12 protein-coding genes are annotated in these 17,059 nt (G+C 55.5%); 2 read left to right on the top strand and 10 right to left on the bottom strand.

Annotation, left to right across the window (positions count from 1 at the left end; all coding sequences use genetic code 11):
- Positions 1 to 25 precede the first annotated feature (25 nt).
- The 10 genes from DFER_RS08135 to DFER_RS08090 all read right to left on the bottom strand — a co-directional run bounded on the left by DFER_RS08135 (position 26) and on the right by DFER_RS08090 (position 11,028).
- Positions 26 to 1,561, bottom strand: a complete 1,536-nt coding sequence (locus tag DFER_RS08135; protein ID WP_015811146.1) for a SulP family inorganic anion transporter — start codon at positions 1,559 to 1,561, stop codon at positions 26 to 28.
- A gap of 24 nt (positions 1,562 to 1,585) precedes the next feature.
- The gene (locus tag DFER_RS08130) at positions 1,586 to 2,401 is read right to left on the bottom strand and encodes an AraC family transcriptional regulator (RefSeq protein WP_015811145.1); all 816 of its coding nucleotides are present in this window, start codon (positions 2,399 to 2,401) and stop codon (positions 1,586 to 1,588) included.
- Between the two features lie 95 nt (positions 2,402 to 2,496).
- The gene (locus DFER_RS08125) at positions 2,497 to 3,489 is read right to left on the bottom strand and encodes a 2-hydroxyacid dehydrogenase (RefSeq protein WP_015811144.1); all 993 of its coding nucleotides are present in this window, start codon (positions 3,487 to 3,489) and stop codon (positions 2,497 to 2,499) included.
- A 92-nt stretch (positions 3,490 to 3,581) separates the two neighbouring features.
- Complete coding sequence (locus tag DFER_RS08120; protein ID WP_015811143.1) at positions 3,582 to 4,553, bottom strand: phytanoyl-CoA dioxygenase family protein; 972 nt, start codon at positions 4,551 to 4,553, stop codon at positions 3,582 to 3,584.
- A gap of 165 nt (positions 4,554 to 4,718) precedes the next feature.
- Positions 4,719 to 5,798 carry a calcium:cation antiporter gene (locus DFER_RS08115; RefSeq protein ID WP_015811142.1) on the bottom strand — a complete coding sequence of 360 codons (1,080 nt, stop codon included), beginning with the start codon at positions 5,796 to 5,798 and terminating at the stop codon, positions 4,719 to 4,721.
- A gap of 241 nt (positions 5,799 to 6,039) precedes the next feature.
- On the bottom strand, positions 6,040 to 6,444 hold the full coding sequence (locus DFER_RS08110) for a GreA/GreB family elongation factor (RefSeq protein WP_015811141.1): 405 nt from the start codon (positions 6,442 to 6,444) through the stop codon (positions 6,040 to 6,042).
- Between the two features lie 60 nt (positions 6,445 to 6,504).
- On the bottom strand, positions 6,505 to 6,870 hold the full coding sequence (locus tag DFER_RS08105; protein WP_015811140.1) for a hypothetical protein: 366 nt from the start codon (positions 6,868 to 6,870) through the stop codon (positions 6,505 to 6,507).
- 104 nt (positions 6,871 to 6,974) lie between these two features.
- Entirely contained in the window at positions 6,975 to 7,943 is a 969-nt protein-coding gene (locus tag DFER_RS08100; RefSeq protein ID WP_015811139.1) for a hypothetical protein, read from the bottom strand.
- 75 nt (positions 7,944 to 8,018) lie between these two features.
- A complete protein-coding gene (locus DFER_RS08095) occupies positions 8,019 to 8,207 on the bottom strand; it encodes a hypothetical protein (protein ID WP_015811138.1) in 189 nt (62 codons plus the stop codon).
- Positions 8,208 to 8,301: 94 nt separating this feature from the next.
- On the bottom strand, positions 8,302 to 11,028 hold the full coding sequence (locus tag DFER_RS08090) for an exo-rhamnogalacturonan lyase family protein (protein ID WP_229206205.1): 2,727 nt from the start codon (positions 11,026 to 11,028) through the stop codon (positions 8,302 to 8,304).
- A 439-nt stretch (positions 11,029 to 11,467) separates the two neighbouring features.
- On the opposite strand from DFER_RS08090, the gene DFER_RS08085 reads away from it, so the two are divergent.
- The gene (locus tag DFER_RS08085) at positions 11,468 to 14,785 is read left to right on the top strand and encodes a SusC/RagA family TonB-linked outer membrane protein (protein WP_015811136.1); all 3,318 of its coding nucleotides are present in this window, start codon (positions 11,468 to 11,470) and stop codon (positions 14,783 to 14,785) included.
- Positions 14,786 to 14,801: 16 nt separating this feature from the next.
- Positions 14,802 to 17,054 (top strand): RagB/SusD family nutrient uptake outer membrane protein, encoded by a 2,253-nt coding sequence (locus tag DFER_RS08080; protein WP_015811135.1) that lies wholly within the window; start codon positions 14,802 to 14,804, stop codon positions 17,052 to 17,054.
- The last annotated feature ends 5 nt before the right edge of the window (positions 17,055 to 17,059 follow it).

Genomic DNA, 17,059 nt, shown 5'->3' with positions numbered 1-17,059 from the left:
TCCGGGCCGCAGCGACCGGCGACTGCTACCGCTCGGTCGCTACATTGTAAACAGGGTCTTCTATAAGGTTAATGTCAATCACGGCTTCGGCGTTTTTGAGGAGCTTGCGGCAATCTTCGCTGAGGTGTTTCAAATGGAGCTCTTTGCCTGCCGCGCGGTAGCGCCCGGTGAGCTTGTTGATGGCTTCGATGGCCGACATGTCCGCAATCCTGCTCTCCCGGAAGTCGATGACCACGCGTGCAGGGTCGGCGGCAACATCGAATTTTTCATTAAATGCCGAAACGGAGGCGAAGAAGAGCGGACCGTAAATTTCGTAGTGTTTCACGCCGTGTTCATCGATATACTTCCTCGCCCTGATCCGCCGGGCGCTTTCCCAGGCAAACACAAGCGCGGATATGATCACTCCGATCAGCACGGCCAGGGCGAGGTTGTGCAGGAAAATGGTGATCGCAGCGACCAGCATCCCGACGAACACATCCTGCCGCGGCATTTTATTGATAATGCGGAAGCTCGCCCACTCAAATGTGCCCACGGCCACCATGATCATCACGCCCGTTAACGCCGCTATCGGCAAGCGCCCGATAACGGGCGCACCGAATAATACCACGCAAAGGATCGTGAGCGCGGCGATAATGCCCGACAGCCGTGCCCTGGCACCAGAGCCGAGGTTCACGAGCGTTTGGGCGATCATCGGGCAGCCGCCCATTCCGTAAAAGAAGCCGTTCAGCAGATTGGCCCCGCCCTGCGCCACGCATTCGCGGTTGCCGTTGCCTTTGGTGCCGGTGATCTCGTCCACCAGGTTAAGGGTCAGCAAGCCTTCCGTCAGTCCCACCGCCGCCATAATCAGCGCATAAGGCGCCACAATGCGCAGCGTTTCGAGGTCGAACGGGATAGCCGGCACGTGGAATGGCGGGAAGCCCCCGGCCACCGACGCGATATCGCTTACCGTTTTTGTTTCAATCCCAAACCCCAGCACAACGGCGAATACGATGATAATGGCCACCAGCGACGCCGGTACCGCCTTTGTAAACCGCGGAACGACGATGATCGTCAGAATTGTAAGCGCCACCAGTGCCGCCATCGTCAGTAGCGGCCCGCCCGTAAGCCATGCCGCACCATCGCTGCCCGATTCTTTAAACTGGTTGAGCTGCGACATAAAAATGATCACCGCGAGGCCATTCACAAACCCATACATGACCGGCTGCGGCACCAGGCGAATGAACTTTGCCAGCCGGAAAACCCCGATCACGATTTGGGTAACCCCGGCCAGCGCCACGGCCGCGAACACATATTCGATCCCGTGGCTTTGCATGAGCGCCACCAGCACCACCGCCGTGGCACCCGCGCCGCCGGAAATCAGCCCGGGCCTGCCGCCAAACACGGCCGTCACCAATCCCATGATAAATGCCGCGTAAAGCCCCACCAGCGGCGGGAAGCCGGCCAGGATGGCAAATGACAACGATTCGGGCATCATGGTCATAGCCACTGTCAGACCGGCGAGAATTTCGTTTTTGTAATTGACTTTTTGTTTGAAATCAAACAGATTTAAATATGCCTGCACGCTTTAAAATTGTTGTTATTAACTCTATTTGACGATGAATGCACCGTTTTCCTCGTAAAATTTACCGGTACTAAGGTACCGCGTTGGCGTGTGGCCCGAAAACTCCTTGAATTCCCTGATCAAATGCGACTGGTCGGCGTAGCCGAGGCGATAGGCAATGTCGGAGATCTTCGGATCGATGCGCGCTTTGAGCTCGGCAAGTGCTATTTCAAACCGGCTGACGCGTAAAAACTGTTTGGGCGAATAACCGATCGTCAGCTTGAACCGCCGTTCCAGCTGCCTGGGCGATATGCCGAAATCCTTCGCGAGCGACATGATGTTACAGGAAGCCGGGAACTGACTAATCTTTTCCCAGCCGGTCTGGATCGCCGAATCCCGGGGAGCGGCGTGCAGCAGCCGGCTTGTGAAAAACTCCGATAGTTTTGCCAGCTTCCGGTTTTCGTCCGTCTCCTCGACCATCGAGGCCACCCACCATTCGGGCGCGAAGTTGGTCAGATCGGGCAATTCGTCTACCATATCCACGACATCGAAGCCGAAAAAGCGGCGGAGCGTGTGGGGGTAGAAGCTGGCGCCCATTATTTTAGCGCAGGGGTGAATGCCGCATGCGTAGGGCGTCAGGTTAAGTCCGCCCAGGTACGACACGGGCAGGTAGCCATTGGCGTTCGTCACGGCCGACGATCCGTCATAATGCTGGACCACGAGCCGGGGATAGCGCCGGGCATACATCCAGAAAGTCTGGTCCACGACGCCGCTGCCGTTCAGGTCGAGCGTCCAGTAGAAGCGGATGTAGGGTTGGAGATGTTTGGGTGGTGTGAAAATTTTGTGCTGAACGATATTCATGGCTTTTAGTAACTGTTGTTCCGGATGGAAATGAACGGTGCAAAGTTACACAAGCCGCAATGTCCCGCAGCAGTAAAGCCGGCTTTCTTTTCGGATCAGACCAGCATCACCCCGCGATTTTCCGGCTCATTGCCCGCGTTGAGCGCAGTGACCGAATCCAATGTCACCGTCGCGATTTCGTGCAGGGCTTCCTGGGTGAAAAATGCCTGGTGCGCCGTCACCAGCACGTTCGGAAAACTCATGAGCCGCTGAATGGTATCGTCTTCGATGATGCTTTCGGAAAGGTCTTTGAAAAACAGCTGCTCTTCCTGCTCGTACACGTCGATTCCCAGAAATGCGATATGGTGTCGCTTCAATGCCTGGATTACGTCGGCGGTGTTCACCAACGCCCCGCGGCTGGTATTGATGAGCGTGACGCCCTTTTTCATGGCCGAAAGCGTCTGCTTGTTGATAATGTGGCGGGTATCGTCCGTGAGCGGGCAATGCAGCGAGATAATGTCCGATTCGGCCAGCAGCGCATCGAGCGGCAGATAAGTGACGGTATCGAATTGCGGATCGGGGTAGGGGTCGTAGGCGATCACCCGGCAGCCGAAGCCGGTCATGATCCTGGCAAATGCCTTCCCGATTTTGCCGGTGCCGATAATGCCCACCGTCTTCTGGTGCAGGTTCATGCCGATGAGGCCGTTCAGCGAGAAATTTTGCTCGCGCACGCGGTTGTAGGCCTTGTGGGTTTTGCGGACGAGCGTGAGGATCATCGCAATCGTGTGCTCGGCCACGGCTTCGGGCGAATATTCGGGAACGCGGCAAACCCGGATACCGGCCTTCCGCGCGGCTTCCAGGTCGACGTTGTTGAAGCCCGCGCAGCGCAGCGCGATGATCTTTACGCCCCTGTCGGCCAGCACGCCGATCACCCCGGCATTCACTTTATCATTCACAAACACGCACACCGCCTCCTGTCCGTCCACCGCCTGCACAATGTGCGGGCCCAAATGCGTTTCGAGGTATTCGATCTGATGGCCGTACTCCTCGTTGGCCTTGTTGAAAAATTGCTTGTCGTAGGGCTTCGCGGAAAAAAACAGAATGCGCATTGGATGGTCGGATGGTGAGCAAAAGCAAGATACGAATTGTTTTCACCGCGAACCATTCCGGCCGCGGTGAAACAATGCAGTTTTTTAATAGATCAGCCTTTTTGGCTCAAATAGGCCTTGCCTTTCAGAAAACGCATGGCCAGGGAGCCGAGGCCAACCTTTTTGCTTAAAAGCGTGTAGATTTTCTTATCGGATCTAAGAGCATTGATGTGGTCGCCGTTGTAGGTCTGGTCCACTTTTTCGCCGGTAACCATATTGACGAGCTCGTTGCGCAGATACAATTGTTTGGTTACCATGTTGGAAAGCATGGGCGTGTAATAATAGCAGTCCTTGAAAAAGTAATGCGTCACCTGCGACCACCGCGTGGCACCTTCGCGGGTAACGGGCGAGCCGCCGTGGATAATGTTGGATGACCAAATTAAAAGATCCCCTTTTTTAGCGAGGAACTTCTTCTTTTCAAACTGGTGCGCTTCCACGATTTTTTCAATGAAATCCTCGTATTGCACATAGTCTTTATACGAAGGCGTTACCGCGTCGGGACGGATGTGGGAAAAGTCGTATTCAGGCAGTTTTTGCGAACCCGGATAATAAAATACGGGACCGTTTTCTTCCGTAATATCTTCCAATGCAACCCAAACCCCGCACATGAATTTGGCAGGCAGCGAACTGAAATGAATCGTATCCGAATGCGCCCGTTGCTGCGATCCGTATCTGAAATTCAAAGTTTGAAAAGGAATGGCTTCCCGGCCGTAAAAAATTTCAAGGATTTCGAGCAATGCAGGGTAGCAAGCCAGTTGCCGCGACGCTTCGGATACCATCCAGAAGTCCTGTATCCTGCGGTCGTCCCGCTGCGTTTTAATCGGGAAGTCGGGGTTGAATGCCTTTTCTTCGGCATCGGCCCGGGTTTGGTCCACCAGCGACAAGGGCAGCAGGCCCGGGATGACTACGAAACCATTTTTTTGATATTCAAGTACATAGCTGAGCTGCTGGTCTGTTAATTTTTTGGTTTTAAGAATTTCTTCAAAAAATGGTGATTCTATCCACGGGAGATTTGCGGTGACCATGAGTTTAGTTTTTGCTGATTTTAATGCGGAGACTTGGCGTTATTTATTAATTATAAAAGGTGACTCAATTAACAAATAAACGGTTGGAATGAATGATCTCCAATAAAAAACGGATAATCATTAGCCGCGAAAATATCAGCCTACCCAATTAGCTTTTAAATTCCGTTAGGGAACAATGGTCGTGAACAGGTAAACCGCAAATAGAACCAGCAGTACCACGCCCTGCATAATCGTCGTCCGACCGGTGGTGAATGAAAGCGCAACGGTGAATAGCGACAGCACCAGCAGCACCGTCGATTTGGTGTCGATACCCAGTGAAATGGTCATGTCCGTCATCATCGAAACGATCGCCACGGCCGGGATCGTGAGCCCGATACTCGCCAATGCCGACCCCAATGCGAGGTTCAGGCTGATTTGCAAGTGATTTCTCCTCGCCGCCCGGAAAGCCGCCACGCCTTCGGGAAGAAGAATAACCAGGGCTACAATCACCCCCACCACCGACTCCGGCGCGCCGAATGCCACCACCTTTTCTTCGATCACCGGCGCGAGCTTTTTCGCGAGCAGCACCACGGCCCCAAGACAGGCGAGCAGCAGCAGCAAACTCACCAGCGCGGTTTGATTTGAAGGTTTTTCGGTGGCTAGATCCGCATCGCTTGCGATCTCGTCGGGAAGAAAGTAGGCGCGGTGCCTTACGGTTTGCACCATCACGAAAGTGCCGTACAGCACGAGGGAAATGATGGCCACGAACACGAGCTGGCTCAAATTATACACCGGCCCGGGAGCGCTCGTGGTGTAATTGGGTAAGATCAGCGTAAGAACGGAAATGGCCGTCAGCGTCACCAGAGCTGCGCTGGTGCCGTGGCGGCCAAAATGTTGCTCCCTGTACCGGACGCCCCCTACCAGCAGGCAAAGGCCGATAATCCCGGTTAAAATGATCATGATCGCGGCAAAAACCGTGTCCCGCGCCAGTGTGTGCGTATCGCTCCCGCCGGTAAGCATCAGCGATACGATCAGGGCGACTTCAATAACGGTGATCGCTATCGCGAGCACCAGCGTGCCTGCCGGCTCTCCCACACGGTGTGCGATTACTTCGGCGTGGTGTACGGCAGCCAACACCACGCCAACCAACGCGCCGGCTACCACCAGATCAAATGTCCCCGCGAATCCGATTGATTTTACATAATACACGATCCAGGCAAGTGCCGGAAAAATTACAGCCCAATATTTCGTTATTCTAGTTACCATATCCTGTTTGTTGGTAAGGCACCGGCCGGTTGCCGGTATGCCTTACAAAGTCGCCGTCATTATTCGAATCAGGACAGGTGAAAGCTATTTTTACATAGCTAAAAATATCTATCCATCAGAAAACAAAGAAAAATGTAGGTAAAAACCCAGATGAAAGCATAAAATGATGCAAAAATTTGCTCTTGCGCATGTCTGCCATGCCCGGAGCGATAGTTGGTTTCATGCTTCATGTCGGTTCTAGCTAGCTGTTTTTCTGTTCCTGATCATACCACACATCGAGGATCTTGAACCGCCGGATTCCGGCGGGCATTTTCCATTCGACGGTTTCACCTTTGCACAGGCCGATCAGCGCGGCGCCCATGGGGGTGAGGATAGATATTCTTTGTTTGGCGATATCGGCGTCTTTCGGCATTACAATGCTGAACGCCATTTCTTTGTTGGTAGTCGTTTCCCGGACTTTCACGTAGGAATTCAGGCGGATGCTGCCGGCCGGAAGCTCGTTGTCTTCCACCACCACAGCGCGGTTCAGCTCGTAGGCAAGCGACATGGTTTCCGAGCTGTTGTTGTCCGGGAAGGTTTGTGCAAATTGTTTGAGAAGCTTGAAATCATCCTTCCCAAGTATAACGGGGTTAAGGGTATTGTTCATTTTTAAATGGATTTTTAGTTGATGTAATTGCGGCGTCGCCGCACAATGGGCGGGCGCTTGTCAGCTGCCCGGCTTTTCTGATAATGCATTCGGGGCATTCTGGAACTCCTTTTCCAGATCGGCCCAATATTGATAAAGGAAAATCCGCTCCTGGCGCGATACGCCCTCGTCGGCCTTCGACAGCCGCCTCAAAATCGACAGGAAGCGGCAGGTACTTTTTTCAAACAACTCTTGCCCTTTCGCTGCCAGGCTGGTACGCTCGCCGGCATTGGGGTGGAGTATAGCGGTGTTTTCATAAATAAAATTCGTAATGATCTGGATTTCAGCAGTGTGTAACCGGGCCTCCGACCGCCGATGCCCGTAGTCGTAACTTTGAAGAACTTGCTGAACCTTGCTGATGTACGTTGAAATGTCACTTGTTTTCATGCTCGCCAAATCTAGATTTGCATTATAAAAATTGGTGCGGACGGCTAGTCGCGGACGGCTAGTCGCGGACGGCCAGTCGTGAACCGCCAGTCGCAGACAGCCCATTAGCCAAGCGCCATTGCGGCCAGCTGATGAAATACCCGCTCGTCCAGCTTGTAACGGTCGTTTAGGGTGAGGCTGCTGCGCGCCGTAAACAGGGCATAATTCACCGCATTGTACATAAGCCAATACGATGCCGTACCGCCCAGCAGCCGTTGTTCGATCCGCATCCGGTCGTATGCCTGCCTCGCCAGCTGGGCTGGGATCGGCAAACTTCTCAGTATCCGCTCATCCTCGCGCGTGACCTGTTTTCTTTGTAAATGCTCATACACCATGGCCGTCAGCGCCGGCTGGCGTTTCAGTTCGCGGTGCAGCCCGCTGAGCGATTCCACCAAAAGCAGTTCCAGCTCGTCGGCGCTCTGGTAGCCCTTCTGCTTCCGCAGCTGCGCTGGCTGGTCGATGCCGACAGCCGGTTTCGCTTTTCCCTGCGCGCTCCGGGCCGCGCCGGGCGACTGGCCGCTGAGCCAGTTCTGGTAATGCCCGAGGTCAGCAAAACTGTCGGCCCAGCCCACAAGGCCGTTTTGACACAATGCGCGGTACATGCTGCCGGCCGACTGCCCGAGATCGCTGGTGAGCGTCCGCCCCTGAATGCTGAACGGCGTTTTGCCATTGTAGCCATTCGTGACGATAATGCTGCGCCGGAGATGCTCTTCGCCAATGGCCAGTTCCTCGGCAAGGATAATGCTGATGCTGAACTCGCCCGTTACCGTATGCTTGATCTGAAGTTCATAGCCGGTAAACAGCCTGTCGACGGCCTGTCGGATCAGATGATTTGGAATAATGGTATATCCGGCGCTCTGAATGCCAAAAACGGTTTTCCGTTGACCGAACGGCTCGCCCACGATCAGCTGTTGCCGGTCGGAGGCGACGATGTCGTATTCGGGCAATAAATCACCCAGCATGATCGATTCCACCGGGTAGCAAATCTCATCCCAGGTAGTAGCAGCTTGCGGTACAGCACTCAGGTATGTCATCTTGCAATTGTTTTTTACAGTTGTAAATATAACGACCTATTTTGATATTTCATATTTCCAAAGTCACATTGAGCTTCACTTGGCTTCCTCAAAGGTCTGGTCAACTTCTTCTAATGTCCCGCAAACGAAGTACTTACGTCCGTCTTTCAGCATGATGAGGCTGAACCGGAAATCGGCGTCGGGAATGATTTCCTGCACTTCGTCGCGACCGATGCGGACGGTCTGCGTATCGTCTTCTTTGAGTTGAAAAACACCTTTGGACATTGCTGGATAGGATTTTGGTTTGAAAACAATTACCAAATCCCGTGCCACAAATGGGGTGGGCCGAGCAAGCTGTGCGTTTGCCTCGGCCCGAGTTTCACTGCCCGATGGCGTCCCCTGCAAATGCCAGGCATTGCATGGCTGCCAGGCTCCATTGCGCCGCACCGTTGGTCGAAACGCGCGGCGCTTCCTGCAACGGATTGAGCACGTCCGGCGCATTTATGGCGATCGTCTGATCGGCGGCCTCGCGCTTGCCGCCCTGCCCGCGGTGGAACTCCTGCCAGGCTCTCGTTGCCAGCTGCTTGTCGCCCGTGACCTTCGCCGCGAATGCCGTCAGCCGCGAGTGGCCTTGCTGCAAGTTCAGTTTTTTGAGACTTTCGCCAAGTTCGGCTTTTTGGGCCTCGGGGGTGGCATTGTACAGCCGGCAGTAGTCAATCCAGGCTTGTTTGAATGCCTTGTCGTCCACCAGGCTGGTAAGCTCGTAACACACTTCCGCGAGTCCGAAAACGGCGCTCAGGTGCGATACGGATATTTTGCCGGTTGGCTCGCGTTGGAATGCGCCGGTTTGAAGGTTCATCAGGGATGAGCCTGTGAAAAAACCGTGCGGCTGCGCGGCAATGGTGCGCATGCTGCTGAGCAGCTTGTCGCGGGCAGCCTTGTCCTGCGTGCGTTCCCATTCCGTGAGCCAGGCACCGGCAATGGCGCCCCAGTCGGTCCCGAATGAGACGGTGGCCAGGTCGGTGTTTTCCGTGTTTTTCGGTGCCGATTTATTCACTTTTCTGACCGGTACAATGGTTTGCAGCGTTTTCACGGCGTCGATCTGCTCGCGCATGAGATCGCCCGTGCGCTCGTCGGCAGTGAGGTAGTAGAAAAACCTCCGGTTGGTGGCGGTGCTGATGCGCAGCTGCTTGGCGCTGCAACCCCAGTGCATGACATTATGCCGCGAACCGAGCGGCGCGAACGGCCCGATATGGTGCACATCCACCTCGCCGGTGTGGCGCGTCATGGCTTCGGCCATGCGGAATGCGTCGGCCCGGCCGCTCCGGAGTAAGTAGTACCAGAGCCAGATGTCAGTCGAAAGTTCCGAATTGTCCCACGCGAAGCCGCCCACGTCGTATTTCCATACGTGACGGTCGGTGTCGTAGGCGTGCATGAAATCGCCGTAGTTCCAGAAGCCGTACCAGTGCCGGACCTCGACCTGGTTTTTGTAATAATCGAAATAAAAATCCAGTTGCTTTTCGATGTCCGCCTTCGCCGGTACCGAGCGGTCGGGCAGGCTGAACGCGCCGCCAAACACCCCGCTCGACGCCAGCCAGGCCGGCGTGGGCACCAGCACCGGCGGCGACTGGATTTGCTGCGCGATACCTGCCAGCTCCGCGTTGGACGGCGTGGCAGGCAGCGCCCAAAGCTGCATTTCGCTCGTCCGCGCCACGCCGTACGGGCGCCCGAAGCCTGGTTCGTAATCTTCATAAGTGATTTCCAGTCCTTCGAGCTGCTCGGCGTAGGTGTCCTGGCCCATGCCGTCGTGGTAAAAGCGCAGGTCCATCGGCTCGGCGCGCGGTGCCCACAGCCAGAGCGTCACCTCGCCGGTGTCATGGTCGGCATGGCGGATATCGAGCTGGGCGGGGTGACTTTGCCAGAAATTCCGTATCCCAAAAGCCATTCCCCCGCCCGGCGAGCCCAGGTAGCCCGTTCCCGCCGACCGTTTGCCGTAAGCCGATTGCAGCCAGCTATGTCCGGGTTTGGTCTGTTTTTGTATTTCAAAAGCATCCGGCGTGGGCTGGAACAGCGTGTAAGAGCCGAATGCGGGAATGTATTGCAGCCGTTTCGAGACATTATCCGACAGCTGCCCATTGCCTGGCGTAGCTTTGCCTGCCACCTGCGCCTCCGTGAATGCCTTGCCCGGATCGCGCCGCAGGCCGGTAAGCCCGCGCACGGCTTCGGCGAAAACGCCGTCGTTTTCACCCGCAAAGCGGATATGGCGGTTGTGTAGTTCCTGCTGACCAAGCGGCACATCGAAACGCACGCCGATGCCGCGTATGAAGTCCTTTTGCTCATCGGCATCATAAATAATGGTGTGTACGAGCCGGATAGACTCGCTTCCGGCATAGAAATACAGCCTCACCGTGAAAGGCAGCAATTGCCGTCCCGCATGGGCATGATGCCCTTCCACCTTCACCACAGCACGCACCGGGCCATTCTGTTCCACGGTCAGTTTGCTGATCTTACCTTCGAAGCGGCTTACCGAAAAGCGCGTTTGCTCATCGTCGGCATCCTGCTGCTGCACGAGCAGTACAAGCCGGCCCTGTGCTGCGGTGGTTTGGTTTTGGGTTGAAAGCGTTTCGAACAATACATGGCCATCCCGGGCAATCTCGCATTGCAGCTTTCCGGTGTTGATATGCAAATGCGTACCCGTTTCGGTGATCAGCAGCGAAGAATTGCTCTTCGCACGTTTAACCGGCCGGACCGACCAGTTACCCTGCGGCGCATTCCCGTGTGCGAGCGCGTGGGCGGTCCATTTCAGGGAGCCGTCGGGCCAGTAGGCGAGGGGCCAGGTCTGGATCGGGCTTTCGGTGTCACCGGCCAGTAGCTGGAAGCCGCTGTCGGCCTTCACGGAACCCTTCGGCCAGGGTACGCCCCAGGTCACGCCGCGTACGGGTTCGGTGGGTTGTTCGAGCCAATGCAGAGGGGCAACAGGCGGGTCGGGCGCGATGCTTTTCGACGGCGTCGCGGTGGCCGCAGCCGGAAGCGTCGCACTGGCGCCGGTGACGAGCCGGGTATTCGCATTAGTCGAAAGCTGCGCAAAAGCAGGCGCTGCTGCCACGGCTATAACTGAGTTTTTTACAAATTTTCTTCGCGTTATTTTCTTCATTTCAATTCGTGCTAAGGGGAGTTTTCAAGGCCTTTCCAGCGGGATGAGCGGGCAAATTAGCAAAGTTTTTTAGTATATCGGTATTGTAGATTAAATAGAATATCTATTTTTGTGTCAAACCTACATTTAATCCTTGAAATTGTATTTTAATGATATATAGTTGATTCATTGTAAAAATTTCAAAGGTTTCATTGTATTCCGTTAGCCGCATTTAGTAAACAATCATCAGCTGAGCACATTCAGCAGGCCCGGCCTGGTCGCGACAGGCAGGTGCATTTGCCGAAGTTTCTTTCCGTGTAGAACCGCCCTGCACGGGCAGGGAGTGCTTTATTTAAATAATCCAAAAAAAGAGTATGACTACCAACAGCAGCGACCGAAGGTCACCGGTTTTATGAAACAGCTATTTTATCATCTGAGCATCGTCGTCTGCCTGGCGGGGGCGTCGGTTGTGGTGCAAGCAAAGCCCGCCGAAACGAAGCGGTCACGGTCCGAAAAATCGCAAGCCGGCCGTCATGCCGAACGGGCGGTGAAGGGTACCGTGAAAGACGACAAAGGCGAGCCGCTACCCGGAGTGAGTGTGGTTATCAAAGGCACCACGCGCGGATCGCTCACCGACGAGCAGGGAAATTTCGAACTCGCTGTGCCTGAGCAAGGTGTGCAGCTTGTGTTTTCGTTTGTCGGTTATGTGCAGCAGCAGGTTACCGTCCAAAACGAGTCGGTGCTGCAAGTGGTGCTGCTCCCTGATACCAAATCCCTCGAAGAATTTGTGGTGGTGGGCTACGGTACGCAGAAGAAGAGCGACATTACCGGCGCGATTTCGAGCCTTTCGGAGGCCCAGATCCGCGAGCGGCCCGTGCAGAATGTGGTGCAGGCCATGCAGGGAAAGGTGGCCGGGGTGGACATCACCACCAACCAGCGACCAGGCGAAGTGGGACGAATCCGCATCCGCGGTAACCGGTCCATCAATGCGTCCAACGAGCCGCTTTACGTGGTGGACGGTGTGCCGCTTTCAGCCAGCGAGATAACGGCCATCAACCCGAACGACATTGCATCCGTGGAAGTGCTCAAAGATGCTTCTGCCACAGCCATTTACGGCTCACGCGGCGCCAACGGCGTGATCCTCATCAATTATAAGGAAGGAAAAAAGGGTAAAACCAATATCAGCTACGACGTGAGCTACACGTCCACCCGCATTCATTCGATGACCGACTGGATGAACTCCGGGCAGCTCCTGAACTGGCAGCGGCAGTCGCATATTAACGGCGGCACCTACACCGGCAAATACGGCACCGCACCTGACCCGGATTTCGACGTGCAGACGTTCGGAGGCGGCGAGGAGTACGGCATGAACAGCATCCGAACGGCCTATGAATGGAATGACGATGGCTCGGTAAAACTCCGCGCCGCCACCGCCGAAGAGCAGGCTGCTGGCTATGCAGCGCAGGTCCCTGTATACAACGCCGCCAGCCTGTTTGACCAGAAATGGGGCGACCTCGTGACCCGCACCGGCCGGACGCAGAACCACTTGCTTTCGCTTTCGTCCGGCACCGACAAGTCGCGGGTGTACCTCTCGCTGGGTTATCTCAACCAGCTCGGGACGTTGAAAGACCAGGATTTCAACCGCTACACGCTCAACCTCAAAGGCGACATCACGCCCCGCAAATGGCTCACGGTGGGCCTGGCGCTGAATGGCGTGTACTCGCTGCAGAACTACGGTACTTCGGAAAATTCCTCGAACAGCGGAGCCAAGGACTCCTACGGACAGGCGCTCGCGCTCATGCCCTACGCCCGCGCATTCGACGACAACGGCGAAATCCTGAACACCAACCGCGAGGGACTTTCGGCGCATAACGTGCTGTTGAACATCAATAACTCCACCAACGAACACAAGCTGGCTTCGCTGCTTTCGAATGTGTACGCCGAGATCCGTTTCACCGACTGGCTGAAATTTTCGAGCAAATTCGGCGCGCAGTACAGCGACAAGGAGTACGGCTCATTCTACGGGTCCAACTACACCAATCCATTCAGCGCCGTGGGCACTGCGCCGCTGATCGGCTACAATTCGCATAACAAGTCGCTGGGCTGGACATTGGAGAACCTTTTGTTTTTTAACAAACAAATCGGGATACATAACATCGGCATCACGGCACTGCAATCCTTGCAGCAGAATACGAACAACGGGATCAACATCCGCGCGCAGGGCATCACATTCCCATCGTCGCAGTGGTACAACCTCGCCGCGAATGCGATCGGTAACCCGATGGGCTACGGCACTTCGTACAGCCGCTCGGCGCTGGCTTCGTACATGGGCCGCATCAATTACGGATTGCTCGATCGCTTCCTCGTGACCCTTACCGGTCGCTGGGACGGGGCTTCGGTGCTGGCCGAGGGCAACAAATGGGAGTTTTTCCCATCGGCGGCATTGGCCTGGAAGCTCGAAGAAGAGCAGTTTGTGAAGCAGATCGACTGGATCAGCCAGTTGAAGCTCCGGTACAGCTGGGGACGTACCGGCAACTCGTCGGTAGCGGCATACTCTACCGGCGGTTCGATCGTCGGTGCGGCTTATGTATTCAATGAAACCCAATATGCGGGTTACAAATCGGCGACGATGCCTAACACTGCATTGCGCTGGGAAAAAACGGCTCAGCAGAACATCGGACTGGATTTCGGGTTGCTGAGAAACCGGATTTCGGGGTCGGTGGAATTGTACAAGGCGCAAACGAGCGATTTGCTCATGTCGCGCTCCATACCGCCCGTGCTCGGTTACACGAGCATCCTGAGCAATGTGGGCCGGACCGAAAACCGCGGTGTCGAGATCACCATTTCGAGCGTGAATGTGCATCGGAAAGATTTTACCTGGCGCACGGATCTGAACTGGTCGGCAAACCGGGAGAAGATCCTCGAACTGACCAACGGCGCTACCGACGATCTTTCGAATGGCTGGTACATCGGTCAGCCGATCTCCGTTTTCCGGGATTACGCATATGACCGCATCTGGCAGAACACGCCGGAAGACCTGCGCCTGATCGAGTTGTACAAGAAAATCGGAAACATTACCGCCCTGCCGGGCCAGGTGAAGATCAAAGACCAGCCGCTGGTGGAAGTGGGCGACGGCGCTGCCGGCTCCAAATCCGTCACATTGGCAAGCGGCGAGGTGGTCAATTACCTGGATAATGGTTTTGGCACGATCAACGACAGCGACAAATCCATCCTGGGCAGCAACCGCCCGTCGTGGACAGCCGGTTTGACCAATACATTGGGTTACAAAAACTTTGAACTGAGTTTTCTTCTGCAAGCACGGATCAACAACCTCTATTACGGCGCATTGCAAACGTACGGCCGCCGCGTGGAGAACGACACGTGGAGCCCGGCCAACACCGGTGCGGAATACCCGCAGCCGACCACCGCGACGTTCACCAACTACAATTATGTACGGAACTACGTGAACGGCTCGCTGGTGGCGCTGCGCAATGTGTCGCTTACCTACACGCTCAACCAGGGCATTGCCGACCGCTACAAAATCGGTAGTGCGCAGATTTACGCGCAGGTGCTGAACCCGTTCATGTGGGGCGGCGCGGCCGTGAAAGCGGGCCTTAACCCCGAGGACCTCACCGGCTGGGACACTACCGCCGGCGCGCAGTCGGGCGGGCAGACCAACAACACCATCCTGAACCGCAGCCTGGTGCTGGGCCTGAGAATTTCTCTATAACAAAGCATTTGAACCGATGAAAAAATACCTATTACCCATTCTCTTTTTGCTCCCGCTGAGCTCCTGCAAGGAGTTCCTGGAAGAAAAAATGGTGTCGACCATCACGCAGGACTATTTCGAAACCGAAAAAGGCGCGGAAGAACTCGTGGTGGCTTCCTACAATACGCTCCGGTGGAAATACGGCTTCATGGAAGGCCCGTACCTGTTCGAAACCGGCACCGACATTACCGAACCGACGGACAACAACTGGGCGACGATCAGCCCTGCCGTATGGGCGCCTACGGGCGAGGCGGGCAACTATGCCAATAACCTCATGGGCTACTACGCCACGCAGCTGCTGGGAAGCTACCCGATCATCAATGATTGCAATAAGGCCATCGAAATCATTACCGGAAAAGCGCCGGGCAAGTTCGGTTCGGACAAGGCCTATGCCAACCAGCGGTTGTCGGAAGTGTATTTCCTGCGCTCCTGGACGTTTTATATGCTGGTAACGCAGCTCGGCGACGTGCCGATGCCTTTGAAGAGCAACAACTCGCTGCCGACGGCATTCAATTTCCCGAAATCGACTTCGGCGGAGGTGTACAGCCGCATTATTTCCGACCTGCGTTTTGCACACGGACATTTGCCGGTGCGCCAGGGCGAACGCGGCCGCATTACGAAAGGCGCCGTGTCGCATTTGCTTGCAAAATTGTATTTGCAGCGCGCACAGGGCAGGGAATTCAAGCAATACCGCGCTGCGGACGGCACCGTCAATCCGGGCGATGCCCATGCGCACTTGGGATTGCTGTACAAGGGCGAAGTCGCCAGCGACCTCGATTCGGCCCGGATTTTTGCCACCGAGGTAATCGATACTTACGGCGCAAGTAATGGCGGGCAGTTCGGCGGGCTTGCGGATAATTACTGGGATTTATTCAAAACCGCGCGCGGAGATTGGAGCAATGAAAGCAACCCGGAAATCATCCTGCAAGCTTCCTACGGCAACAACCTCGACAATGGCCGCTACGGCATGCGTACCACAGCTGCATTCACCTGCGATTATACCAATGCAGCCTGGAACATTCCTTCCAAAACCTGGGCATACGGCCTCCGCAAAGGCACGGGCTTCCTCCCGACCGACTGGGGTTACGATGTTTTTACGGATAAGATCAATGACTCTCGCTTCGAAAAAAGCTTCCAGATCGAGTACGTGAGCGCGTCGTTCGACAATGCGGCCTTGCAGGACGGCCCGGGGCTGACCTACACCGATGCTGGCAACAAGTCGCTCACCTGGACGGCGGATGAGGCAGGTTATTTCAATGCGAACATTCAGAACAGCTACAAACGTCCGTCGTGGGGCGGGCGGAAAGCCGTGGCTGGCGAGCGGAAAATAGGGCAGGGCGACCTGGGCCTCGTATTTTTGGAAAATACCAAAGAAACGGCGATCGATGTTAACGAAGCATTGGCGCAGCCTTACGTGCTGTACCCCCGCTGGGTGAAAAAGGGAAATGAATATTACTACCGCAAAACAGGGGTGGACAGGCTGTCGTCCAACACGGGCTTGCTCCTTGGCCGTACCTTGCGTCCATCGTCCCGCAAATTCATCGATCCCAACCGCAGCACGGTGGACAACCACTTCGGCACGCGCGACGTGGCGATCTTCCGCCTCGCCGAAACTTACCTGATCCGCGCCGAAGTGCTGGGTCGCCAGGGTAACTATGCCGGCGCGATCGCGGATATCAATGTACTTCGCGCACGGGCCGCGTACAAATCGGGCGAGAGCCGTGCGGAGGTGCTTGCGCGCCTGTATCCGGGCTCCGAAAGCCTTACAGCGTCGGAAAAAAGCTATCCCTACGCCGCGGCGACCGATACTTATGCCAAAATCAGGGTGGACGCTTCCTATTGGGACGGGGCTTCGACCAAATCTAAACTGGAAAATTATCCGCCCGAGGCGAATACTTCCGCCAGGCGCTTCATTCATTTTATATACAATGAATACTCGCGCGAATTCAACTCCGAGCAGATCGTGTACGAGGGCATTCACCACGCCGGCATCCAGCTCGAACGCGTGCTGCACCATAACCAGCTCGCATCTTCCCGCGCAGGCAACTGGCCCGTGGCCGACAACCCCGTGGCCGCCAACGGCCAGAATGGCAATGGAAAAGGTGTTTTTAGTGCAAAAGATACATTCAAGCCGTTCCCGCAGTCGTACATGGACATGCTGACGGACGAAAAAGGCGCGCCGCTGGGAACGGATGCGATCCGGAAATACCAGAATCCAGGTTATAACTGATTTTT

The sequence above is a fragment of the Dyadobacter fermentans DSM 18053 genome (assembly GCF_000023125.1).
In the GTDB taxonomy this organism is placed as follows: Bacteria; Bacteroidota; Bacteroidia; order Cytophagales; family Spirosomataceae; genus Dyadobacter; species Dyadobacter fermentans.
The sequence above is the reverse complement of the archived record's forward strand: the minus strand, read 5'-3'. Positions and strand labels throughout refer to the sequence as shown.